The 20,675-nt window shown below is 72.9% G+C and carries 21 protein-coding genes, 1 tRNA gene and 1 pseudogene; 12 read left to right on the plus strand and 11 right to left on the minus strand.

Annotation, left to right across the window (positions count from 1 at the left end; genetic code table 11):
* Positions 1-92 precede the first annotated feature (92 nt).
* From ACGF5G_RS10320 to ACGF5G_RS10335, 4 genes are all read left to right on the plus strand, one after another.
* Complete coding sequence (locus tag ACGF5G_RS10320) at positions 93-929, plus strand: DUF3105 domain-containing protein (protein WP_393261065.1); 837 nt, start codon at positions 93-95, stop codon at positions 927-929.
* A 23-nt stretch (positions 930-952) separates the two neighbouring features.
* Positions 953-1,603 carry a DUF305 domain-containing protein gene (locus tag ACGF5G_RS10325; protein WP_393261664.1) on the plus strand — a complete coding sequence of 217 codons (651 nt, stop codon included), beginning with the start codon at positions 953-955 and terminating at the stop codon, positions 1,601-1,603.
* 208 nt (positions 1,604-1,811) lie between these two features.
* Positions 1,812-2,504: a winged helix-turn-helix domain-containing protein gene (locus tag ACGF5G_RS10330; protein WP_393261068.1), complete on the plus strand. Its 693-nt coding sequence runs from the start codon at positions 1,812-1,814 to the stop codon at positions 2,502-2,504.
* A 247-nt stretch (positions 2,505-2,751) separates the two neighbouring features.
* Positions 2,752-2,826: transfer RNA gene (locus ACGF5G_RS10335), tRNA-Arg, on the plus strand.
* A 386-nt stretch (positions 2,827-3,212) separates the two neighbouring features.
* On the opposite strand, the gene ACGF5G_RS10340 is transcribed toward ACGF5G_RS10335, so the two are convergent.
* From ACGF5G_RS10340 to ACGF5G_RS10350, 3 genes are all read right to left on the minus strand, one after another.
* Positions 3,213-3,674: a DUF1707 domain-containing protein gene (locus tag ACGF5G_RS10340; RefSeq protein ID WP_393261070.1), complete on the minus strand. Its 462-nt coding sequence runs from the start codon at positions 3,672-3,674 to the stop codon at positions 3,213-3,215.
* Positions 3,675-3,923: 249 nt separating this feature from the next.
* Positions 3,924-4,442 carry a hypothetical protein gene (locus ACGF5G_RS10345; RefSeq protein ID WP_393261073.1) on the minus strand — a complete coding sequence of 173 codons (519 nt, stop codon included), beginning with the start codon at positions 4,440-4,442 and terminating at the stop codon, positions 3,924-3,926.
* A 447-nt stretch (positions 4,443-4,889) separates the two neighbouring features.
* Positions 4,890-5,393, minus strand: a complete 504-nt coding sequence (locus ACGF5G_RS10350; RefSeq protein ID WP_393261075.1) for a DUF1772 domain-containing protein — start codon at positions 5,391-5,393, stop codon at positions 4,890-4,892.
* Between the two features lie 243 nt (positions 5,394-5,636).
* Here ACGF5G_RS10350 and ACGF5G_RS10355 point away from each other — a divergent pair, with 243 nt between their 5' ends.
* On the plus strand, positions 5,637-6,884 hold the full coding sequence (locus tag ACGF5G_RS10355; protein ID WP_393261076.1) for a sensor histidine kinase: 1,248 nt from the start codon (positions 5,637-5,639) through the stop codon (positions 6,882-6,884).
* On the plus strand, positions 6,881-7,543 hold the full coding sequence (locus ACGF5G_RS10360; protein WP_393261079.1) for a response regulator: 663 nt from the start codon (positions 6,881-6,883) through the stop codon (positions 7,541-7,543). Before ACGF5G_RS10355 ends, ACGF5G_RS10360 begins: the two co-directional genes overlap by 4 nt.
* A 113-nt stretch (positions 7,544-7,656) precedes the next feature.
* Here the strand turns inward: ACGF5G_RS10360 and ACGF5G_RS10365 are convergent, their stop codons facing one another.
* From ACGF5G_RS10365 to ACGF5G_RS10385, 5 genes are all read right to left on the minus strand, one after another.
* Positions 7,657-8,616 carry a DNA polymerase domain-containing protein gene (locus ACGF5G_RS10365; protein ID WP_393261080.1) on the minus strand — a complete coding sequence of 320 codons (960 nt, stop codon included), beginning with the start codon at positions 8,614-8,616 and terminating at the stop codon, positions 7,657-7,659.
* Between the two features lie 31 nt (positions 8,617-8,647).
* Positions 8,648-8,842 (minus strand): hypothetical protein, encoded by a 195-nt coding sequence (locus tag ACGF5G_RS10370; RefSeq protein WP_393261082.1) that lies wholly within the window; start codon positions 8,840-8,842, stop codon positions 8,648-8,650.
* A 53-nt stretch (positions 8,843-8,895) separates the two neighbouring features.
* On the minus strand, positions 8,896-10,386 hold the full coding sequence (locus ACGF5G_RS10375) for an MFS transporter (RefSeq protein WP_393261084.1): 1,491 nt from the start codon (positions 10,384-10,386) through the stop codon (positions 8,896-8,898).
* A 106-nt stretch (positions 10,387-10,492) separates the two neighbouring features.
* A complete protein-coding gene (locus ACGF5G_RS10380; protein ID WP_393261086.1) occupies positions 10,493-11,260 on the minus strand; it encodes an SDR family oxidoreductase in 768 nt (255 codons plus the stop codon).
* Between the two features lie 42 nt (positions 11,261-11,302).
* Entirely contained in the window at positions 11,303-11,800 is a 498-nt protein-coding gene (locus ACGF5G_RS10385; protein WP_393261089.1) for a carboxymuconolactone decarboxylase family protein, read from the minus strand.
* A gap of 194 nt (positions 11,801-11,994) precedes the next feature.
* Here ACGF5G_RS10385 and ACGF5G_RS10390 point away from each other — a divergent pair, with 194 nt between their 5' ends.
* Positions 11,995-12,909 carry an RNA polymerase sigma-70 factor gene (locus ACGF5G_RS10390; RefSeq protein WP_393261091.1) on the plus strand — a complete coding sequence of 305 codons (915 nt, stop codon included), beginning with the start codon at positions 11,995-11,997 and terminating at the stop codon, positions 12,907-12,909.
* A 12-nt stretch (positions 12,910-12,921) separates the two neighbouring features.
* Here the strand turns inward: ACGF5G_RS10390 and ACGF5G_RS10395 are convergent, their stop codons facing one another.
* A complete protein-coding gene (locus ACGF5G_RS10395) occupies positions 12,922-14,388 on the minus strand; it encodes an MFS transporter (RefSeq protein ID WP_393261094.1) in 1,467 nt (488 codons plus the stop codon).
* A gap of 77 nt (positions 14,389-14,465) precedes the next feature.
* Between ACGF5G_RS10395 and ACGF5G_RS10400 the strand changes: the two genes are divergently transcribed.
* The 4 genes and pseudogenes from ACGF5G_RS10400 to ACGF5G_RS10415 all read left to right on the plus strand — a co-directional run bounded on the left by ACGF5G_RS10400 (position 14,466) and on the right by ACGF5G_RS10415 (position 17,861).
* Positions 14,466-14,897 carry a winged helix-turn-helix transcriptional regulator gene (locus tag ACGF5G_RS10400; protein WP_393261096.1) on the plus strand — a complete coding sequence of 144 codons (432 nt, stop codon included), beginning with the start codon at positions 14,466-14,468 and terminating at the stop codon, positions 14,895-14,897.
* A gap of 176 nt (positions 14,898-15,073) precedes the next feature.
* The gene (locus tag ACGF5G_RS10405; RefSeq protein WP_393261098.1) at positions 15,074-15,619 is read left to right on the plus strand and encodes a TetR/AcrR family transcriptional regulator; all 546 of its coding nucleotides are present in this window, start codon (positions 15,074-15,076) and stop codon (positions 15,617-15,619) included.
* Positions 15,620-15,656: 37 nt separating this feature from the next.
* Positions 15,657-16,922: pseudogene (locus ACGF5G_RS10410) on the plus strand (MMPL family transporter); the annotation flags it as partial.
* Positions 16,923-16,949: 27 nt separating this feature from the next.
* Complete coding sequence (locus ACGF5G_RS10415; RefSeq protein ID WP_393261667.1) at positions 16,950-17,861, plus strand: MMPL family transporter; 912 nt, start codon at positions 16,950-16,952, stop codon at positions 17,859-17,861.
* Between the two features lie 24 nt (positions 17,862-17,885).
* Here ACGF5G_RS10415 and ACGF5G_RS10420 read toward each other — a convergent pair whose 3' ends face one another.
* On the minus strand, positions 17,886-19,142 hold the full coding sequence (locus ACGF5G_RS10420) for an erythromycin esterase family protein (protein WP_393261099.1): 1,257 nt from the start codon (positions 19,140-19,142) through the stop codon (positions 17,886-17,888).
* Between the two features lie 176 nt (positions 19,143-19,318).
* On the opposite strand from ACGF5G_RS10420, the gene ACGF5G_RS10425 reads away from it, so the two are divergent.
* Positions 19,319-19,510 carry a DUF2795 domain-containing protein gene (locus ACGF5G_RS10425; RefSeq protein WP_393261101.1) on the plus strand — a complete coding sequence of 64 codons (192 nt, stop codon included), beginning with the start codon at positions 19,319-19,321 and terminating at the stop codon, positions 19,508-19,510.
* A 42-nt stretch (positions 19,511-19,552) separates the two neighbouring features.
* Here the strand turns inward: ACGF5G_RS10425 and erm are convergent, their stop codons facing one another.
* A complete protein-coding gene (gene erm, locus ACGF5G_RS10430; protein ID WP_393261104.1) occupies positions 19,553-20,350 on the minus strand; it encodes an ErmE/ErmH/ErmO/ErmR family 23S rRNA (adenine(2058)-N(6))-methyltransferase in 798 nt (265 codons plus the stop codon).
* Positions 20,351-20,675 lie beyond the last annotated feature (325 nt).

The following is a 20,675-nucleotide window of genomic DNA, read 5'->3' on the forward strand; positions in this document are numbered from 1 at the left end:
GTTATCGGGGGTAGACTCGGCACCCGCGGCGGCGACCCAGAGTGTGAAACCGGCCCGCCGGATCCCCTGACCGACCGACCTGACGAGGCACGATGAGCATCAGCACACCTGGTGGCGGCCCCGAGCGCCGTCCGACCGTGGTCAGCACCGGCAAGAAGCCGGCGGCGGGCCGGCCGGCTGCGGGCGCCGACAAGGCCGGGTCCGGCAGCGCCAAGACCGGGTCCGGCAACAAGGGCGGGTCCGGCAAGCCGACGGGTCCCCGCCCGGGCGCCGGGGGCAAGGGCCGCAAGCCGGTCACCCCGGTGAAGGTGAGCCAGGGCCGCTCCTGGGGCCCCATCGCGCTCTTCGTCGCCGTGGGCGTGCTCGCCGTGTCGATCATCGGCTACGGCGCCTGGGCGTCGTTCCAGGGCTCCAAGCCCTGGGAGGACCGGGCGGCCGACATCCAGGGCATCGTCAACTTCCGCGAGAAGGACAAGGACCTCGTCGCGGGCGGCAACCACCAGACCGGCCCGATCACCTACTCGATCCTGCCGCCGGTGGCCGGCCCCCACAACGCGGCCTGGCAGAACTGCATGGGTGACGTCTACGACGCCCCGGTCGCCAACGAGCACGCGGTGCACAGCCTGGAGCACGGCACGATCTGGATCACCTACCGTCCCGGCCTGCCCGCCGACCAGGTGGCGAAGCTGACCGAGAAGGTGCAGGGCAAGGAGAAGATGATGCTCAGCCCGTTCGAGGGGCTGGACAAGCCGATCTCCCTGCAGGCCTGGGGCTACCAGCTCAAGGTCGACAACGCCGACGACAGCCGGATCGACGACTTCATCAAGGCGCTGCGGGTCAACGCCTCGATCGAGGGCCCGACCGCGCTGTGCAGCCAGGGCATCACCGCCACCGGCACCACGCCGCGCGACGGCAACCAGATGGGCTGAGGAGAGCGATGAGCACCCCGACCATGATCGATACCGCCGAGCCGGCCAGCCCCGCTCCGGAGGAGCGGCGGCCGTCCGCGCGCCGCTGGGGCACGGCCGCGCTGGCTCTCGCCATCGTGGTCGGGCTGCTCCTCGGGTACGCCGGCGGCCTGCTGACGCCCCGGCTCACCCGGCCGGGCGAGACCTCGGCGGAGGCGGGCTTCGCCCGGGACATGACGACCCACCACGCGCAGGCGGTGGAGATGGGCCTGATCGCCTTCGACCGGGGCACGGACCCGGAGGTCCGCAGCATCGGCGGCGACATCGCCACCGCCCAGCAGGGCGAGCTCGGCATCATGCAGGCGTGGCTGCGCTCGTGGGGGCTCGACCCGGCGGGCAGCGAGCCGCCGATGTCCTGGATGTCCGACGGCGCCGGCCTGGTCAAGAACGGGCTGATGCCGGGCATGGCCACCCCCGAGGAGATGGCGAAGCTGCGCGCGGCCGACGGCCGGGAACTGGACGTCCTGTTCCTGCAAATGATGATCAAGCACCACCTGGGCGGCATCCACATGATCGACGGCGTGCTCGACGCCAGCGACGAGCCTGACGTCGTCCGGACGGCCCAGACGATGAAGAACACCCAGCGCAAGGACCTGACCAACCTGCAGAACGCGCTGAAGCGCCTGGGCGGCTGACCCGCCCCCGCCGCACCGCTCATCCGTCGAGAGGTCCGCGTCGCGCCGGTTCACCCGGCCGACCCGGGCCTCTCGCCGTTCTCGCCGGGGTCCGTGCCCGGTTTGTTAGCGTACGCGAACTAGTGACCGGTCCGACTGATTTCCTCACTAAGGGAGTTTTCTCCACACATATCGTGACCAGTTGCGATTCGGGCTCGTTGCGCAAGACGTGGGGGTTGCACTGAGAGACGCACGGCGTTCGGTCACCAGCTGGTGCCGACGCCACACCATCGGCGGTGACGGGGCGGTGGCAGCCGTCCGTCGCGGACAGCGGCAGGGCGAGCCGGGAACGCTCAGCCGTGAACAGGAACTCGAACTGATCGACGTCCTGCGGGGCGTCTACCCCGACGCGCTGGGCCTGGACGAGGAGCTGTGGACGCGGCAGAGCCTGCACACCCTCATCCAGCGCCGCTTCGAGCTGCCGATGGACGCCGGCGCGGTCGGGGCGTACCTGCGGGCCTGGGGGTTGGGCCCGCGGGAGCCCCGGGAGCGGGCCTGCGGGCTCTGCGTGGGCGCGGTGGAGCGCTGGGTGCGCAGCGAGTACCCGGCCATCACCCGGGCCGCGCAGGAGCACCTCGCCGAGGTCTACTGGATCGGCCGGGTACGCCTGCGCGGCACGATGCCGGCGGCGGACGTCATCTCCGCCGTCTCGTCCCGCGGCCGGGTGCGCTTCATGATCACCACGCCGTCGGTCGACCCGCCGCTCCCCCGCGACTTCGTGCTGCGGCTCAGCGGCGCGGAGCAGCGGACGGTGCACCTGATCGTCGACGGCTCCTGGCCCCGCAGCGAGTGGCCCCGCCGGCTGCCCCGCCGCATCGTGCTGCACCCGCTGCCCAGCTGCGGCCGCGCCGTCGCCGCCTGACCGGGCGCGGCCGGGCTGACCGGGCTGACCGGGCTGACCCGCCTGACCGGGCCGACCAGCCTGACCGGAGCCGACCGGGCCGACCGGGCCGACCGGGCCGACCGGGCCGACCAGCCTGAGCCGGTCAACCAGCGGGCCGACCAGGCGTTCCGGGCCGCCCGCGGCCTGGCTCGGCGACACGGGCTCGATCATCCGATACCGATTCGGCGTTCCGGGGAGGCGTTTGCTAGTCTTCTCAAGTCGCTGAGCCCCCGTAGCTCAGGGGATAGAGCACCGCCCTCCGGAGGCGGGGGCGCAGGTTCGAATCCTGCCGGGGGCACCAGAGCCGACCAGCACGAAAAGGCCCTTGACCAGGCAAAACCCGGTCAAGGGCCTTCATCGTGTGTCCGGCAGTGTCCGGGGCCGCCAGCGGCCCGTAGCGGCCGTCTGCGCCACATACGTGCCAAGGTTTTCGGCGCGGGTCAGTCGTGGCCAATCGCTCTCGATGCGCTGCCGGCGAGCGGCGTCACCGCCGTCCAGACACCTGGCGTAGATCCTCAACAGCACCCCGCCGGATCGCCCGGCCCACTCGGCTACCTGTGTCGGCGGCACTCCCCCGTTGAGCCACCTCGACACGGCGGCGTGCCGCGGGTCGTGCGAATTCATACAGGGGCGAGGCTTGCATCTCGGGCGTGAGGACGGCGGCCCGCGCCCAGCACGACCTACGCATTACAAGAGCAAGTCCTTCACGTACTCCAGCGCGTTGACAGCAATCCAGGCGATTTGCAGGGCAACGCCGAACGAGCCGCCGACAAGCCCCAAGACTGCCACCGCGCGGCAAAGAGCGTGAGTGCTTGCACGAATCGCGAACAGGCCGAACACGACGCCGGTGGCTCCGAGAAGGGCACCGAAATCAAGGTGCGGAAACAGCGGCATCCAGACCACGCCCCCGGCCAGCGCCAAGAGCGATAGGGCCAGGCCTGTGTAATCGACGACCAGGCTTCGGTTGTCGCGCTCCGCCGGCGGCAGGTCGGCGACCAGGGCCGCCAACTCGCTGTAGGTCCTCGCGGCATAGGCCTGCCCTGACCGATCAGTCAGCTCGGCGAGGGTCAGTCGCCCCTCGCTGGCAGCGGCACCGAGCCGAGCCACAACAGCTTCCCGATCACGATCGGACACCCGCAGGTCGTTCACAAGCAAAGCCTACTGACGACCTGGTCACGCTAAGGGGCCTTCGCTAATTCTCACTGCGCCAAGTATGCCGTGACGGCATGCCTCATCGCCTCGATGCCAGTCAGGAGATAGGCGTTCGTGCCGGCTACCGGCTCACCTCTCCTGTCCGCTGCCACAGTCTTGACTGCAGCCCATTCGACGAGCACAGCGAGGCCGGCCGCAGGAACGACGGCAACGGCTGCGGCCACATACCCGCCTCAGATCCCAGCATCACTCGACAAGCTGATCCTCGATGAAGCGCATCCGCTTCACGATTTTGCCCTTCTTGCTCTTCTCATAAAGATCGTAGTTCTTTTTCGGATCGACATCCGACCAGGAGACAGATGCAACCAGATCGTTCTTGTGATGTTCGAGTCGATCCGTGTTCAGGTAGCCTTCATCAGGCTGCCAGCCTCTCGGCAGATCCTCGCTCTCCCTGTAGAAGGACACGTCGAAAACCCTGTTCCGACCTGGTGTCGCCTCGATTTCTCCGTCAATCGGGTGATCCTTGCTGTAGCCCTCGACCAGTTCTTTCAACTCCGTGAGATCTTTCGGTGGGTTCAGGATCATGTAGTGCCTCTTGACGGTCACCGCCTCACCCTGCCTGCCGAAGACCTGTGCGGTGTTCTCGATTTCGACAATCTCCGTCCGCCCGCCGGATCCTTCGCTCTCCGTGCATCCGATCAGGCTCAACGGAATGACGAGCGCACCAACAATCAGAGCCAGGACCTTCGAACCAGCCTTAATCACTAAACCCTCTCAATGTGCATCCGTTCCCGTTGAACCGATGGGCCGCAGCGCGGCCAACAACGTCCACGGGTCCACCGAGCGCGGGGCGTCTACGCGGCAAACGCCTCGGGCCACCTCGATCGTCCGCACGGCGGCTCATCGAAGGGCGACCGCGAGGCATGACGCGACGGCGAAGGCGGCTGCGGCGCGGGGTCGCCATGAACGCGAGGCGCGGGGCAGCGCGACCATGAGCGAGAGACTACCTATTGGATCATCGTCGCCATAGGGCAGCGCGCGCGTCGGGTGGGAAGCCCCTGTGCCGAACATGTGCCGGCGTCGACCGTCATCGCCCGCCTCGGCTCGCGGAGCCGGAAGGCGCCGATCCCGGGTGCCGGCCATGTTGGCCCTGGCGTTCGCCCAACACACACGGGGCGGACGCAGACGCGTCCGCCCCGTTGTCCGTCTCCGTCAGGTCCGTGGCGCGGTGGACCGGGCCCAGCGCAGCAGCGCCGTGAACGCCAGCACGGCGGTCACCGCACCGCCCAGAAGACGCACCCGGTGCCCGGCGACGAACTCCGCGGCGACCTGGCGCAGGTACTCCGGGGAGTGCGTGCCGACCGGGTCGACGAACATGATCTCGTTGCGCGGCCAGAAGAAGAACACGGAGAACAGGAACTCGCAGGCGACGAACACCGCTGCCGCGCCGACGATCCACCAGCGCAGCCGGCGGTCACGCCAGGTGAGCACCGTCGCGGCGAGGGACGTGAGGACGACGGTGGCGCCGAGCGGCGGGAAGTAGTCACTCGGGCCGCCCGCCACCAGGAACTCGCGGGCCCGGTCCAGCGACGCCGGCGGGTCGCCGAAGATGTTCGGGTAGAGCATCACGGTCTCGGCGGCGACGCCGCCGAACGACATCATCGCCGTCCACACGAGAGCGACGAGCACCGCCCAGGTCAGCCTGTTGCGGGTCATGAGTCCTCCTGCCGATCCGTCGCGCCGTTCCGACGCCATACGCCTGGTCGTCGTCGACGCTAGGCCGGCCGCCGTCGCCGGTCTGCCGCCCAGGAGCGCGAACCCGGGTCGCTCCCGGACGTGCGCCGACGCCGCCCGGTCGCCCACCCGCGCGGTCGAGGTCGCTTCCGGACGTAGCCGACAGCCGCTGACGGACGCGCCTGGGCGACAGTGCCGGCGCCCGGTTGGTCCTACGCTCGTGGCGTGCCGGTATCCCGCCCCACCCGCACCGACGCCCTGCTCGGCCTGGCCACCTTCTGCCTGGTCGCGGCGGCCGTGGCCACCGGCGACGCCCCGAGTGCCCCGACGGCGTACGGATTCGCGGTCGGCTTCGGGGCTCTGCTGCTCGCCGCCCGGGCCTGGCCCGTGCCGGCGCTGCTGGCGACCGCGCTCGGCATCACGGCGTACTACACCCTGGACCTGCCGCCGATCGGCCTGGCCGCGCCGGCCGCCGCCGTCCTGTACGCGGCTGCGGAGCGGGGCCGGGCGCTGTGGGCGGCGGTGGTCGGCGGGGCGTTGCTGGCGGCGTCGGTGGCGTCGCGGCTGGCCGAGGGCGACGACGCCGGCATCGTCCTGGGCTTCGGCCTCGGGTCCGAGGCGGCGCTGATGCTGGCCGTCGTCGCGCTGGGGGACGCCGTCCGTCACCGGTGCTCGCTGCGGGCCGAGCTGGCCCGGCAGGTGGTCGCGGCCGCCGAGGAGCGGCGGCGGGAGGCCGCCCGGCAGGTCGAGGCCGAGCGCCTGCGCATCGCCAGGGAGGTACACGACACCCTCGGGCACACGATGTCCGTGGTCACACTCCAGTCGGCGGTGGCGCAGGAGGCGCTCGCCGACCGGGCACCGGAGCGGGTGGACGCGGCGCTGGCGGCGATCCGGTCGGCGGGCGGCAGTGCCATGGCCGAGCTGCGCGCGACGCTGGGCACCCTGCGCGGCGACACCGGCGTCCGCCGGCCACCGCCGGGGGTCGACCAGCTCGCCGCCCTGGCGGAGGGCGTCCGTCGCAGCGGCCTCGCCGTCGAGCTGCGCGTCGACGGCGACGTCGGCGCGCTGCCGGCGGTCGTGGGCACGACCGCCTACCGGGTCGTGCAGGAGGCGTTGACCAACGCGCTGCGACACGCGCGGGCCACGAGGGTCGACGTCACCGTCCGGGCGACCGGCTCCCACCTGGCGCTGGAGGTCGTCGACGACGGCCGGGGCGCCGCCGCGCCGCCCGGGGAGGACGGCGGGAGCCAGGCACCGGGCGGCGGGGGCCCGGTGCGGAGCGGTGGTAGCCAAGGGCTGTGCGGCGGGGGCCAGGCACCGGGCGGCCTGAGCCAGCAGGGCGGCGGAAGCCAGGGGCTGCGCGGGATGTCCGAACGGGTCGCCCTGCTCGGCGGGACCGTCCACACCGGCACCGCCGGGACGGGCGGCTTCCGGGTGTCCGTCCGACTGCCGCTGTCCGGGCCCCGGCCGTGACGCCCCTCCGCGTCGTCCTCGTCGACGACCAGCACCTCATCCGCGCCGGGCTCCGGGCGCTGCTCGAACGCGACCCGGACATCGCCGTTGTCGCCGAGGCCGCCGACGGCGCCACCGGCCTGGCCGCCGTCCGGGCCCACCGGCCGGACGTCGTCCTCATGGACGTCCGCATGCCGGCCACCGACGGCATCGAGGCCACCCGGCGCATCCTGGCCGACCCCGGCCTCGCCGACGTACAGGTGGTCATGCTGACCACCTTCGACGACGACGAGTACCTCTTCGACGCCATCCGCGCCGGGGCGGCCGGGTTCCTGCTCAAGGACACCGCGCCCGACGCCCTGCGCGCCGCCGTGCGCACCGTAGCGGGCGGGGACGCGCTGCTGTCGCCCGCCGTCACCCGCCGGGTCCTCGCCGCCGCCGCCCGCTCCCCCGTGCCCGACGGCACCCGGCTCGCCGGGCTCACCGAGCGGGAACGCGACGTCCTCGCCCAGGTCGGCGCCGGGCGGTCCAACGCGGAGATCGGCGCCGCCCTGCACCTCAGCCCGGACACCGCCCGCACCTACGTCAGTCGCCTGCTCGCCAAGCTGCACGCCCGCGACCGGTCCCAGCTCGTCGTGATCGCCTACGAGAGCGGGCTCGTCCGACCCGGCGAGCGGTAGCGCCACGCGGACGACACCTCTCCGGCCGACCGCCGGGCTCCGGCCGACGCCGGACCTCCGGCCGAGGACGGACCTCCGGCGGACCGCCGGTCAGCGGCGGTGCGGCGCGTACGTCAGCCGGCGGCGCGGCGGGCGCGGGCCCGGCGCTTGCCCTCGTGCATGGCCTGCACCCGCGCGATCGGGATGGTGTGCCCCTCCGCGACCAGGTCCGCCGGGAGCTGCTGCGGCGCGGGCATCCGCTCGGCCCACGGGTCGCGGTCGGCGACCAGCGCCGGGGCGGTGCGGATCGTGAAGTCCGCCGGGGCGACGTCGCCCAGGTCGGCCCAGTCCACCGGGAAGGACACCGGCACGCCCGGCCGCAGCCGCGGGCTGTAGGCGGCCACCACGGTCGCCCCGCCGGCCCGCGTCGAGTCCACGAACACCTTGCCGCCCCGGTCCTCCCGGATGAAGGCGGTGGTGGCCAGCGCCGGGTCCAGCCGTTCGGCGCGGGCGGCGACCGCCCGGGTGGCGGCGGCCATGTCCTCCACGGCGGCGCCCGCCGCGACCGGCACGAAGACGTGCACGCCCTTGGCACCGCTGGTCTTGACCGCGCCGGTGAGCCCGGCGTCGGCGAGCGCCTGCCGGACCAGCAGGGCGGCGGCCACCGCCAGCCCGAACGAGTCCCCCTCGGGCGGGTCGAGGTCGAGCACCAGGTGGGTGGGGCGGTGCAGGTCGTCCACCGTGGCCAGGGTGGGGTGGTACTCCACGGCACGCTGGTTGGCGAACCAGAGCAGGGTGCGCCGGTCGTCGCAGAGCGCGTACGAGACCTCGCGGTGGGACGCCTCGGCCCAGACGGAGGTGCGGCGCACCCAGTCCGGGGTGTACTTCGGCAGGTTCTTCTGCATGAACGCCGGCTGTCCGGGCCGGACCCGGATCACCGACAGCGGCCGGTTGCGCAGCGGCGGCAGGATCCGCTCGTGGACGGCGTCGAGATAGTCGACCAGGTCCCGCTTGGTCGCGTCGTCGCCGTCGGACAGCGGCTGGTCGAGGTTGGTCAGCGCCACCCCGTCCCGGGTCTCGTCAGCACGACTCATCCGATTACCTTCCCGGCCCGGCGGCCGACGGTCAACCGGACGCGGCGGTGTGATCCCCGCCGAAGGGGTCGCCGCCGGCCCGGACGACGTCGAGCAGCCGGGCCGTGTGCGCGCGGGCGGCGTCGTACAGGCCACCGCCGTAGCTGACCCGGCCACCCCGAGCGCGGCCAGCTCCGACACCGCCGGCGCGCCGGGGGCGGGCCAACGCGTTCAGCGGGCCGGGCACGGCCTCCACCAGCAAGGACGGCGCCCGGCACCCGGGGCGACCCGGATGGGCCCTCAGGCGGGTACGAGCAGCGGCTCGGCGCTCCCGGCGCCCTCGGCGGCGGCGTCGCGCCCGGGGCGTGGGGCGTTCATCAGCACGGCGACGATCAGCGCGCCAACCGCGATGATCCCCGCGGCCCAGGCGCTGGCCGCGCCGAAGCCCTCCACCATGGCCTGCCTGGCGACGGCCGGGCCCGAGCCGTGCGAGGCCAGGTAGTCCACGGTCACGCCGGTGGCGATGGTGTTGAGCAGCGCGGTGCCGATCGAACTGCCGATCTGCTGCGCGGTGTTGAAGCTGGCCGAGGCCACGCCCGAGTCGCCCTGGTCGACGCCGTGGGTGGCGTAATTGAGGGCCACCGGCATGATCATGCCCGCGCCGAAGCCGAGCAGAAGCTGCGCGACCAGGACGCCGCCGGCGTAGCCGGTGCCGGCGTCGAGGGTGACCATCCATAGCATGCCGCAGCAGCTGATGAGCATGCCGGGCACGATCAGCGCCCGCGGCGGGAGCTTGGGCAGCAACCGGGTGGCGAGGCCGCCGGCCGACATCAGGACCGCCGTGACCATCGGGAGGAAGGACACGCCCGTCCTGATCGGCGAGTATCCCTTGACGACCTGCATGTAGTAGGTCATGAAGAGGAACGCCCCGAACATTCCGATGACGGCCAGGCCGACGGACAGGTAGGCACCGGCGCGGGTGCGGTCGGCGATCAGCCGCAGCGGCAGCAGCGGCTGCCGCACCCGGCTCTCCACGAGGGCGAAGGCGGCGAGCAGTACCGCGCCGGCGGCCAGCAGGCCGATGACCTCCGCCGAGCCCCAGCCGGCGGACTCGGCCTGGCTGGTGGCGTACACGATCGCGACCAGCCCGCCGGTCACCAGCAGCACGCCGGGCATGTCGAAGCGGGCTTTGCCCGCGCGCCGCGACTCGGCGAGCACCGCGTACCCGCCGATCGCCGCGATCAGCGCCATCGGGATGTTGACGTAGAGGCACCAGCGCCAGTCCAGGTAGTCGGTCAGTGCCCCGCCGGCCAGCAGCCCGACCGCGCCGCCCGCGGCGGAGATGGCGCCCCAGATCCCGAAGGCCTTGGCGCGGTCCCTCGGCTCGGTGAACGTCACGGTCAGCAGGGAAAGCGCGGACGGCCCGAGCAGCGCGCCGAATGCGCCCTGCAGGACGCGGGCGGTCAACAGCATCTCGAAGTTGGTCGCCGCGCCGCCGAGCGCCGACGCCGCGGTGAAGCCGAGCAGCGCGACCAGGAAGGCCCGCTTACGGCCGGTGTAGTCGGCGATCCGGCCGCCGAGCAACAGCAGGCTGCCGAACGCCAGCGTGTACCCGGTCAGGATCCATTGCCGGTCGCCGTCGGAGATCCCCAGGTCGCGCTGGAGCGACGGCAGCGCGATGTTCACGACGGTCGCGTCCAGGATGATCATGAGCTGGCCCAGCCCGATGAAGAACAGCGCGGCCCAGCGGCGCGACGTGACCGCCGGAGCCTGCGCCTTCGTGTGTGCCATGACTTTCGTCCTCACTGGTTGGTGGTGTCGCGCGCCGCGGATCGTTCGCGCGGCGGCTCGGTACCGGAACCGGTGAGCCGGCCGCGCGCGGCCGGCTCCGGCCGGGTCAGGGTCGGGTGTCGAGCCACTCCTGGAAGGTGGGTCCGGCGAGCTTGGCATGCGGGCCGGGCAGGAGCCCTCCGCCGGCGGCGTACTCGGCGTCGGGCAGGTTGGGGTTGTCGACGCCGACGACCTTGATGTTCCGGCGGGCACCAAGGAGTTTGGCCGCCTCGGCGAGGTTCTCCTTGCGGGGTCCGGCGATCTCGGGGATCGGCGTTCCGGGAACGGGCCGGACGGGCGCGTCGGGGTCGGTGGCCAGGTCGACCAGCGCCTTAGCCACGGTGCGAGCCGCGACGAGTTGGCTGGGCCAGGCCGGGACGTGGGCGACGTCGCCCTGCCGCCAGTCCAGGAACTGACCGACGAATTCGTGGAACTGCGCGGCCCGCAGGATGCGGACGGGGAGGCGTTCGGAGAGGTGGAGCTCCTCGTGCACCTTCTTGGCGACGCCGAAGCCGGCGGTGGCCTTGTCGATGCCGATGACGGACGCCACGGTGATCTGAGCGACTCCCGCCTTCTGGCCGGCCTCGTGCAGGTTGCGGGCTGACGTGCGGAAGAACTCCGTCGCCGCGTGCTGCTCGGAGGCGTGCCACGACGCGACGTCGATGATGATGTCGACCCCGGTGAGGGCCTCGGCGAGGCCGTCACCGGTGATGACGTCCACGCCGGTGGCCCGGGACATCGGAACGACCTGGTGCCCCCGTTCGGCGAGGACGTCGACGACGTGGCGGCCCAGCCGGCCGGTCGCTCCGGCCACCGCGAACTTCCTGATGCTCATGTGCCGTGCCTTTCTGATAGGTGGTCGGATACCTGTTGGGCGCTACTCGCTGTAGTTCTGGCCGGGGGGCATGCCGGGGATCGGCTTGGCGATGAGAGCTGCTGGGGTGAAGAAGCCGATGTGGGCGATCGCCACGATCAGCGTCCAGAGCGCCTTGTCGTCGTAGTGCGCGGACGCCTTGACGTGCAGCGCGTCGGGGACGCGCTCCCCGGTCGGGTTCGGGGTGAGCACGGCCTCCACGAGTTCCAGTGCGACCCGTTCGGCGTCAGTGAAGTACGGGGCGTCCCGCCAGGTCGCCACGGCGGTGATCCGCTCCTCGGATTCCCCGGCCGCGCGGAGGTTGCCGGTTTCCCGAATGGTGAAGTACGTGCTACCGAGGATCTGCCCGGCGCGGAGCTGCAGCAGGCTGACGGTGGTCGGTGGAATGGCACCGTTCCGGAAGACCTTGTGCATGCCTTCGGCGATTTCGGCCACCTCGGGGATGAACGCGAGGGGGTTGGGCATGCGCGACCGGAGTTCGGTCGTCGTGGGCGTGGACATGGTGAGGTCGTCCCTTCTCGATCTCGGACCGGACCGTTCGGATGGCGTCCGGACGAGCACGAGACGTCGGCTCGCCGATCCCCGTGACAGCACGGTCGTGTGACGTGGACCATCGATCATGGGTGTCACAGAACGGCGGGGACCGGCGTCATGTGCGTGTGGCAGAGCCGGGAGCGAACAGGCAGGAGCGAGGCGTGAGCAAGCGCACTACGGACACCGCCGAGCCGCCGCTGGACGCCGCCACCGAGGCGTTCCTCGCCCACCGCAACCTGCTGTTCACCGTCGCCTACGAGATGCTCGGTTCGGCCGCTGACGCCGAGGACGTCCTGCAGGAGACGTGGCTGCGATGGGTGGGCGTCGATTCCGGCACCGTGCGGGAGGAGCGCGCCTACCTGGTGCGGATCGTCACCCGGCAGGCGCTGGACCGGCTGCGTGCGCTCGGCCGGCGCAAGGAGTCGTACGTCGGGCCGTGGTTGCCCGAGCCGTTGCTGACCGCGCCCGACGTGGCCGAGGACGTCGAGCTGGCCGACAGCGTCTCGATGGCGATGCTGGTGGTGCTGGAGACGCTTCAGCCGATCGAGCGGGCGGTGTTCGTGCTGCGCGAGGTGTTCGATCTGGACTACGACGAGATCGCCGAAGCCGTCGACAAGACCCCCGCCGCCGTCCGCCAGATCGCCCACCGGGCACGGGCACACGTCGCCGCCCGCCGACCACGCGGCATCGCCTCCCCGGCCGAGACCCGAGCCGCACTCCAAGCCTTCCAACGAGCGGTCGAAACCGGCGACCTGCAGAGCCTGCTCGACATCCTCGCGCCGGACGTCGTCGCCCTGAGCGACGGCGGCGGAATCAAACATGCCCTGCCGCGGCCCGTCGTGGGGGTCGACAAGGTGGCTCGCCTGCTGGCGGTCGGCTGGTGGAAGCGCGACGCCGAGAGGTCGGTCGAGCTGGTACAGGTCAACGGTGGCCCGGGACTGCTCGTCCGGGTCAACGGCGAGCTCGACGGCGTGCTGGCGGTGCGGTTCGAAGACGGCCACGTCACCGGCCTCTACCACGTACGCAATCCCGAGAAGCTGTCCCGCGTCGACCGGGAGACCGCCGTGAGCCGCTGAGGCCGCGACGACCTACCGCGAAGTCGACTCCGCGACCGGGGTCGGCTCGGCGGCTGGGGTCGGCTCGGCGGCTGGGGCGGGCCGGGGGCGGAGAGTGACCACGGCGACCAGGAGGGCGGCCGCGACGAGGGCGGCGGCCACGGTGAACGCGGTCCGGTAGCCGGCGGCGAGCGCTTCGGCCTCGGCCCGGCCGACGTTCCGCAGGACGTCGGCGCGGCTGGCGGCCAGCGTGGCGAGCACGGCCAGCCCGAGCGCGCCGCCGACCTGCTGGGTGGTGTTGACCAGCCCGGAGGCCAGCCCGGCGTCGGCCGGGTCGGCGCCGGCCATCGCCAGCGTGGTGACCGCCGGCAGGGCGAGCCCGCCGGCGACGCCGAAGAGGAGCATCGACGGGAGCACGTCGGGCAGGTAGCCGCCGTCGACCGGGAGCCGGGCGAGCAGCAGGAACGCGGCCACCGCCAGCGCGAGCCCGGTGACCAGCAGCGCCCGCGCGCCGTACCGGGCGATCAGCCGGCCCGCGAGGCCGAGCGAGACCACCGCGATCGTCACCGGCGTGGGCAGGAAGGCCAGCCCGGTGGCCGTCGGGTCGAGATCCAGGACGAGCTGGAGTTCCAGCGCGAGGAGGAACTGGAAGCCGAAGAACGCGGCGACCATGAGGAACTGCACGACGTTGGCGGCGACCAGGTCGGGGGTACGCAGCACCCGCGGCGGCAGCAGCGGGGTCCCGGTCGACCGCTGCCGCAGCCCGAACGCCGCGAGCAGGGCCACCGCGAGCGCGGCGGCGCCGAGCGTCCGGGCCGAGGCCCAGCCGTGCTCGCCGGTGCCGACGATCGCCAGCACGGCGAGCATCAGGCCCCCGGTGACCAGCGCCGCGCCGAGCAGGTCCAGGCCGGCGCGCAGGCCGATGCCGCGGTCGGCGTCGAGCAGGCGTACGGCGGCCAGCAGGATCAGCAGCCCGATCGGCAGGTTGACCGCGAAGATGGCGGGCCAGCCGGCCAGGTCGGTGAGCACGCCCCCGGCCAGCATGCCGATCGACGCCCCGGCGGCTCCGGTGAAGCTGAAGACCGCGATCGCGCGTGCCCGCTCGGCGGGCTCCGGGAAGAGCCGGACGATCATGCCGAGACTCACCGCCATGGTGAGCGCCCCGCCGACGCCCTGGAGGAAGCGGGCCACGCCCAGCGCCTCCGGGCCGGTCGCCACCGCGCAGAACAGCGAGGCCACGGTGAACAGCGCGACGCCGGCCAGGAAGACCGCCCGCCGGCCGAGCAGGTCGCCGAGGCGTCCGGCGAGGAGCAGCAGCCCGCCGAAGGCGACGAGGTACGCGTTGACCATCCAGGCCAGGCCGGTCGCGGTGAAGCCCAGGTCCCGCTGGATGGCGGGCAGCGCCACCGCGACGATGCTGCCGTCCAGGATGATCATCAGGCTGCCGGCGCAGAGCACGAGCAGCGCCGGCCAGCGGGATTCGGCGGTACGGGTGGACACGGACGCCTCCTAGGTGCACGGTTTGTTACCAGAGACATCTTCTGTGACCATGAGGCGGAGCGTAAGGAGGCACTTTCATGTCCCAGGGGAACACCGATGTGTCCGTGGACGGGGTCCAGAAATGCGCGGCCGGCGACGCGCCTTTCACCCCCGGCCAGGCCAGGGCGTGCACCGTCCGCGAGGTGCTCGACCGGGTGGGTGGCAAGTGGAGCATCGGCATCCTGGTCGCCGCCTCCCAGGGGCCGGTGCGCTTCACCGAACTGGAGCGCACGGTGGAGGGGATCAGCCGCCGGATGCTCACCCTGACCCTGCGCAACCTGGAACGCGACGGCCTGCTGCGCCGGACGGTCTATCCGACCGTGCCGCCGAAGGTGGAGTACACCGCCACCCCGATCGCGCTGGAGCTCTACGACTCGCTGGTCGCTCTGACCAGCTGGGCCGAGCGGCACCGCACCGCGATCGCCGACGCGCGGGACGCGTACGACCGGGCGCACGGCGAGGCGGACTAGGCAACGACCCCGGTTCGGGTCCGGCGCCCCGCTGAACCTCGGCCGGACCGGCGCCGGAGGGTGTCGGCCCGCGGCACACCCCGACGGCCTGTGGGGAACGCCACGCCTTCGATCTGACCGATCGGTCAGGCTCTGACCGATCGGTCAGGCATGCTGGTTCGGGGAGGTGGACCGGCATGGTGCGGGCGGTACCGGAGACACACGACGACATCCTGGCGGCGGCGGCGCGACGCTTCGCGGTGACCGGCTACCGGGGCACCTCGTTGCAGGACATCGCCCGGGAGGTGGGCTGCTCCAAGGCGGCGGTGCTCTACCACTTCGCCAACAAGGAGGCCATCCTCACCGAGCTGATGGCCCGGCCCATGAAGGTCCTCCAGGCGCTCGGCGAGCGGATCGCCGCGCACCGGGGGGCGGACGCCCAGCGGGTCGCCGCCGAGGGCTTCGTCGACCTCGCGGTCCGGTTCCGGCGCGAGATCGCCCTGATCCGGGGCGAGTTCCCGGAGCTGCTCCAGCAGCCCGCCTTCGCGCACGTCCAGCGGATCTCCGAGCAGCTGATCGACGCGTTCGCCGGGCACCCGGAGCGCCCCTCCGCCCGGATCACCGCGCTGGTGCTGCTCGCCGGCATCGCCGAGACGTGCGGCGAGTTCGTCGACGTACCCGACGAGGAACTGCGCGCCGCCCTGCTGACACTCGTACGACGGGCGCTGGAGCCCGTCGACTGACTCGTTCCCAACCACCACGACCGAGGACAAGGAACTCATGGCGACCCTGCTCTACCGGCTCGGCCGGGGCTCGATGCGCCGGCGGCGACTCGTCGCGGCGATCTGGCTCGTCGTACTCGTCGGACTCGGCCTCGCCGCCGCGACCCTGCGCGGCCCGATGGCGGACAACTTCACCATGCCCGGCACGGAGTCCCAGCGCGCCCTGGACCTGCTCGCCGAGCAGTTCCCGGCGGCCAGCGGCGCGACCGGCACCATCGCGGTCAAGGCACCGGCCGACGGCGCGCTCGGCAGCCCACAGGGGCAGGCCGTGGTGAAGGAACTCGCCCAGGAGGCCGCGACGCTGCCCGGGGTGGTCGGCGCCGTCGACCCGTTCCAGGTGGGGGCGGTCTCCCCCGACGGCCGGTACGCGCTGGTCCAGGTCCAGTTCGCCACCGGAGCCGACGAGGTGACCGACGCCCAACGCGACGCGTACGAGCAGGTCGGCGCGCGGGCCGAGGCCCAGGGCTGGGAGGTCGCGCCCGGCGGCGAGGTGCTCAGCGCCGTGCCGGAGGTCGGCTCGACCGAGGCGATCGGCGTCGCGATCGCCGCGATCGTCCTGGTGGTCACGTTCGGGTCGCTGGTGGCGGCCGGAATGACCATGCTGAACGCCCTGATCGGCGTGGGCGTCGGCATGGCCGGCCTCTTCGCGCTGAGCAGCGTGGTCGACCTGACCAGCACCGCGCCGATCCTCGCCCTGATGCTCGGCCTCGCGGTCGGCATCGACTACTCGCTGTTCATCACCTCCCGCTACCGGCAGAACCTGATCGAGGGGCTGCCGCCGGACGAGGCGGTGGGCCGCGCGGTGGGCACCGCCGGCTCGGCCGTGCTCTTCGCCGGGGCCACCGTGGTCATCGCGCTGGCCGGCCTGGCCGTGGTCAACATCCCGTTCCTGACCGTGATGGGTCTGGCCGCCGCCGCCACGGTCACCGTCGCGGTGCTCGTCGCGATCACGCTCCAGCCCGCCCTGCTCGGATTCGCCGGCCGCCGGGTGCTTTCCCGCAGGCTGCGCTCGTCCGTGCCGGCCGGGGACGGGGCGGTCGACGGCGCCGCGGCGTCAGCGGCCAAGAACCGGTCCGGGCTCGGGTTCCGCTGGGCGCGCGCCGTCACCCGGTTCCGGATCCCCGTCATCCTGGTCGGGCTGCTCGGGCTGGGCCTGCTCGCGCTGCCCACGCCGGACATGCGGCTGGCGCTGCCCGACGCGGGCACCGCGCCCGTCGGCTCGCCCGCCCGGGCGTCCAACGACCTGATCACCGAGGGCTTCGGGCCGGGCTTCACCGGCCGCCTCGCGGTGGTGGTCGCCGGGGACACCCCGCAGGCCACCTCGGCCGCCGTCCCGCAGGTCACCGCGCTGATCCAGCGCACCGAGAACGTCCTCGCGGTGGCCCCGCCGCAGCTCAGCCCGGACGGCCGCACCGCGCTGCTCGGCGTGGTGCCGAAGACGGGGCCGACCGACGAGGCCACGGAGACGCTGGTCAACGACGTCCGGGCCGCGGTCGGCGGGTTCCGCGACGTGGACGTGCTGCTGACCGGCGCGACCGCGATCGGCATCGACGTCTCCGAGAAGCTCGCCGACGCCCTGCCGGTCTACCTGCTGCTGGTGGTCGGGCTCTCGGTGCTGCTGCTGATGCTGGTCTTCCGCTCGCTGCTGGTGCCGGTCAAGGCCGCGCTGGGCTTCCTGCTCACCGTCGCCGCGACGTTCGGCATCACCGTGGCGGTGTTCCAGCAGGGCCACCTCGCCGACCTGGTCGGCCTGGACACGCCCGGCCCGCTGGTCAGCTTCCTGCCGATCCTGCTGATCGGCATCCTGTTCGGGCTGGCGATGGACTACGAGGTCTTCCTGGTCTCCCGGATGCGGGAGGACTTCGTGCACGGCGACACCGCGCAGCAGGCGACCATCAACGGGATGGGGCACGGGGCCCGGGTGGTCACCGCCGCCGCCCTGATCATGATCTCGGTGTTCGGCGGCTTCGTGTTCCTCGACGACCCGGTGATCAAGTCGATGGGCTTCGCGCTCGCGATCGGCGTCGCCATCGACGCGTTCGTGGTGCGGATGACGATCGTCCCGGCGGTGATGTCGCTGCTCGGCCGGGCAGCCTGGTGGCTGCCGCGCTGGCTGGACAGGGCCCTGCCGAACGTCGACATCGAGGGCGAGGGCCTGCGCGCCCACCTCGACGAGAAGATCCCGGTGACCCCCCGCGCCTGACCCGCCCGACGCCTACCCGGCCGGTCAGACGCCGGCCGGGTAGGTCTCCATCTCGCCGGGCGTGGTCAGGGCGGGCAGCGGGTGCAGGGTGGTGGTCTCGTCGCACCAGACGAAGGCGTCGTAGCGCTCCCCCAGCCGGGTCGGCACGTAGTTGCCCCAGGACTCGAACGACGGGTCGTAGACCACCCCGATCGCCCGGTGGTCGACGGTGTCGGTGACCCAGACCGGCTGGTCGGCGCCGCCGAAGACGAGCACCGCCCGCTCCGGCATCAGCTCGTGCAGCCGGCCCTCGACCGAGCCCGGGCGGGCCGGCGGCACCACCATCGCCTCGGCCGGCGAGCCCCAGCGCGGCGCGGCGATCACCGTGCCCCGGTAGCCGCCGAAGCCGACCAGGACCACGTCGTCGGCCCCGTGCCGCTCACGGGCCAACTGACCGATGTTGATCAGCCCGTCGGCGGCCATGTCGGTGGCCCGGGCGTCCCCGATGTGTGTGTTGTGCGCCCAGACGATCCCCCGCGAGCCCGGGCCGTAGCGGTCCAGCAGCCGGTCCAGCGTGTCCGCCATGTGGGTGTCCCGGACGTTCCACGACTCCGGGCCGCCCCGGACCATGGCCCGGTAGTAGCGCTCCGCGCCGGCCACCACCTCCGCGTTCTGCCAGGCCGAGAAGCTGTCCGGGCCGTCCGCGGCGGCCTGTTCGCGGGTACGCGCCAGCAGCCGGACGACCTCCTCCTCGCAGCGCGCCGAGACGAACCGGCTGGCCGCGCCGTACTCCTCGACCCGCTTGCCGTACGGCTCGAAGCAGCGGTACGCGTCCTGCGCCGCCTCCAGCGACGCCGGGTCCTCCTCGCCGAGGTAGTCGAAGATCGCCTGCATCGACTCCCACAGGCTGTAGACGTCCAGGCCGTGGAAGCCGGCCCGGGCGTCCGCTGGCCGTTCGACGTTCCACGCCCGCAGCCAACTGCAGAACCGGGAGACCTCGGCGTTCGCCCACATCCAGGTCGGCCACCGCTCGAAGCGTTCCAGCGCCATGCGCGGCTCGGTGGCCCCGCCCGGGGCGCCCGTCACGGACCGGTGCACCCGGTCGCAGTCGGGCCAGTCCCCCTCCACGGCGACGAAGGAGAAGCCACACTCGGCGATCAGCCGGCGGGTGAGCTGTTCGCGCAGCCGGTAGTAGTCGTAGCTGCCGTGCGTCGCCTCACCGATCATCACGATCCGGGCGTCCCGGACGCGCTCCAGCAACGGGTCGAAGTCGCTCGGCGCGCCGAGCCGCTGAACCAGCATGGCAGGCGGCTACCCGGCGTGTCGCCGGGCAAACCGCCGGCCGGCGAGCGGGGCGGCACCCCCGCCGGTCCCGCGCGACGTGGGCCGCGCGGGACCGGACCTGAGCGGGGCGTGGGGGCCCGGGACCCGGGAGGCACGGGCGGTGTGCCGTCGGGCTGAGCGGGTAGCCCGTCGGCATGACCGTCACCGGCGTGCAGTTGCAGGAGTACCTGGCCGGGCTCGACTACCCGGTCTCCCGGGAGGACCTGGTCCGCTGGGGCCAGGAGAACGGGGTCAGCACGGAGATGCTCCAGATGCTCCGGTCCCTGCCGACGGAGGAGTTCGGCTCCCCCGCCGAGCTGAGCGAGGCCCTGAACACGCTGGCCTGACCCGCGGCACGACTGCACGCCACACTCCAGCGGCTGGCCGGCTCACCTGGCGTGCAGCAGCCGGAACAGCACCAGCCACTGCTCCGGCCAGACGTGCCCGACCGGGGTGGCCGGGTCGAGCCGCGTCGCCCGCAGCGCCGCCGACAGCCGCGCCCGCGGGTGGTGCCGGCCCAGCGAGGCCGCGAGCGAGCCGCCGACCCCGCCGAAGCCGATCTCCACCATCCGCCGGTACGCGGGCAGCGCCGACTCGGCCAGCAGCGGCTCCGGCCGCCGCTCGACGCGCAGCATGCCGGCGTCCACCCCGGGCACGGGGCGGAAAGCGGTGCGGGGCACCCGCCCGGCGAGCCGCCAGCCGAACTCCGGCCAGGTCAGGACGGTGAGCCGGGTCCACCGGCCGTAGTCGCCGCTGCGCCGTCGGGCGTACTCGAGTTGGGTGAGCAGGGTCGCCGCGCGCAGCCCGGGCGCGGCCAGGCACCACCGCACAACGGCCGAGGTGAGCGACCAGGGGATGTTGCCGACCACGTCGAACTCCTCCGGCGGAGCCGTCGCGGTCAGGAAGTCGGTCTGGCGGTGGGTGACGTTCGGCAGGCCGGCGCAGACCCTGGCCAACTCGGCGCCGGCGGCGGGGTCCACCTCGTACGCCATCAGGTGCCGGCAGCGGGCGGCGAGCGGCCGGGTGAGCTGGCCCCGGCCGGCGCCCACCTCCAGCAGGAGCCGGTCGGGCCGGGGTCGGGCGGCGTGCACCAGCCGGGCGATCGCGGCCGGGTCGACGAGGAAGTTCTGGGAGAGTACGCGCCGGGAGCGGTCGCGTTCGGTTGCTCGGGTACGGCGGGGCGCCACGGGTCGTCGTCCTGTCTGTCGCCGTGCGGCGACGGTGCGGACAGGCAGCCGGAAGGGGGCCTGTCCGAGGGAAGAGTGGACTCGGACGGCCGTGGGCGTGGCGCGGGGACTGCGGGTCGGCGGCGCACGGCGGCACCCACCGCCCGGCCGGAGACCGGGGTCGGTGCGGCACGCCACCGCCCGGCCGGAGACCGGGGTAGCGCGCGGCACGTCACCCGGGCGGGTGACCGGGGTGGCGCCGACGGCGGCACCACCCCGGGGTGTCACCCGGGGCGGCGGTGGGGCGGCGCCGAGGGCCCGGCCAGGACCGGGCGGAGGGCGCCGT

It is taken from the genome of Micromonospora sp. NPDC047730 (assembly GCF_043204765.1).
Lineage (GTDB): Bacteria > Actinomycetota > Actinomycetes > Mycobacteriales > Micromonosporaceae > Micromonospora.

What these genes read in the sequence shown, in the direction of transcription:
- ACGF5G_RS10425 (WP_393261101.1), top strand. Translation starts at nt 19,319, where the DNA reads ATGACCGTCACCGGCGTGCAGTTGCAGGAGTACCTGGCCGGGCTCGAC.
- ACGF5G_RS10405 (WP_393261098.1), top strand. Translation starts at nt 15,074, where the DNA reads ATGGTGCGGGCGGTACCGGAGACACACGACGACATCCTGGCGGCGGCG.
- ACGF5G_RS10400 (WP_393261096.1), top strand. Translation starts at nt 14,466, where the DNA reads ATGTCCCAGGGGAACACCGATGTGTCCGTGGACGGGGTCCAGAAATGC.
- ACGF5G_RS10365 (WP_393261080.1), bottom strand. Translation starts at nt 8,616, where the DNA reads ATGAGTCGTGCTGACGAGACCCGGGACGGGGTGGCGCTGACCAACCTC.
- ACGF5G_RS10375 (WP_393261084.1), bottom strand. Translation starts at nt 10,386, where the DNA reads ATGGCACACACGAAGGCGCAGGCTCCGGCGGTCACGTCGCGCCGCTGG.
- ACGF5G_RS10385 (WP_393261089.1), bottom strand. Translation starts at nt 11,800, where the DNA reads ATGTCCACGCCCACGACGACCGAACTCCGGTCGCGCATGCCCAACCCC.
- ACGF5G_RS10420 (WP_393261099.1), bottom strand. Translation starts at nt 19,142, where the DNA reads ATGCTGGTTCAGCGGCTCGGCGCGCCGAGCGACTTCGACCCGTTGCTG.
- ACGF5G_RS10350 (WP_393261075.1), bottom strand. Translation starts at nt 5,393, where the DNA reads ATGACCCGCAACAGGCTGACCTGGGCGGTGCTCGTCGCTCTCGTGTGG.
- ACGF5G_RS10380 (WP_393261086.1), bottom strand. Translation starts at nt 11,260, where the DNA reads ATGAGCATCAGGAAGTTCGCGGTGGCCGGAGCGACCGGCCGGCTGGGC.
- ACGF5G_RS10325 (WP_393261664.1), top strand. Translation starts at nt 953, where the DNA reads ATGATCGATACCGCCGAGCCGGCCAGCCCCGCTCCGGAGGAGCGGCGG.
- ACGF5G_RS10320 (WP_393261065.1), top strand. Translation starts at nt 93, where the DNA reads ATGAGCATCAGCACACCTGGTGGCGGCCCCGAGCGCCGTCCGACCGTG.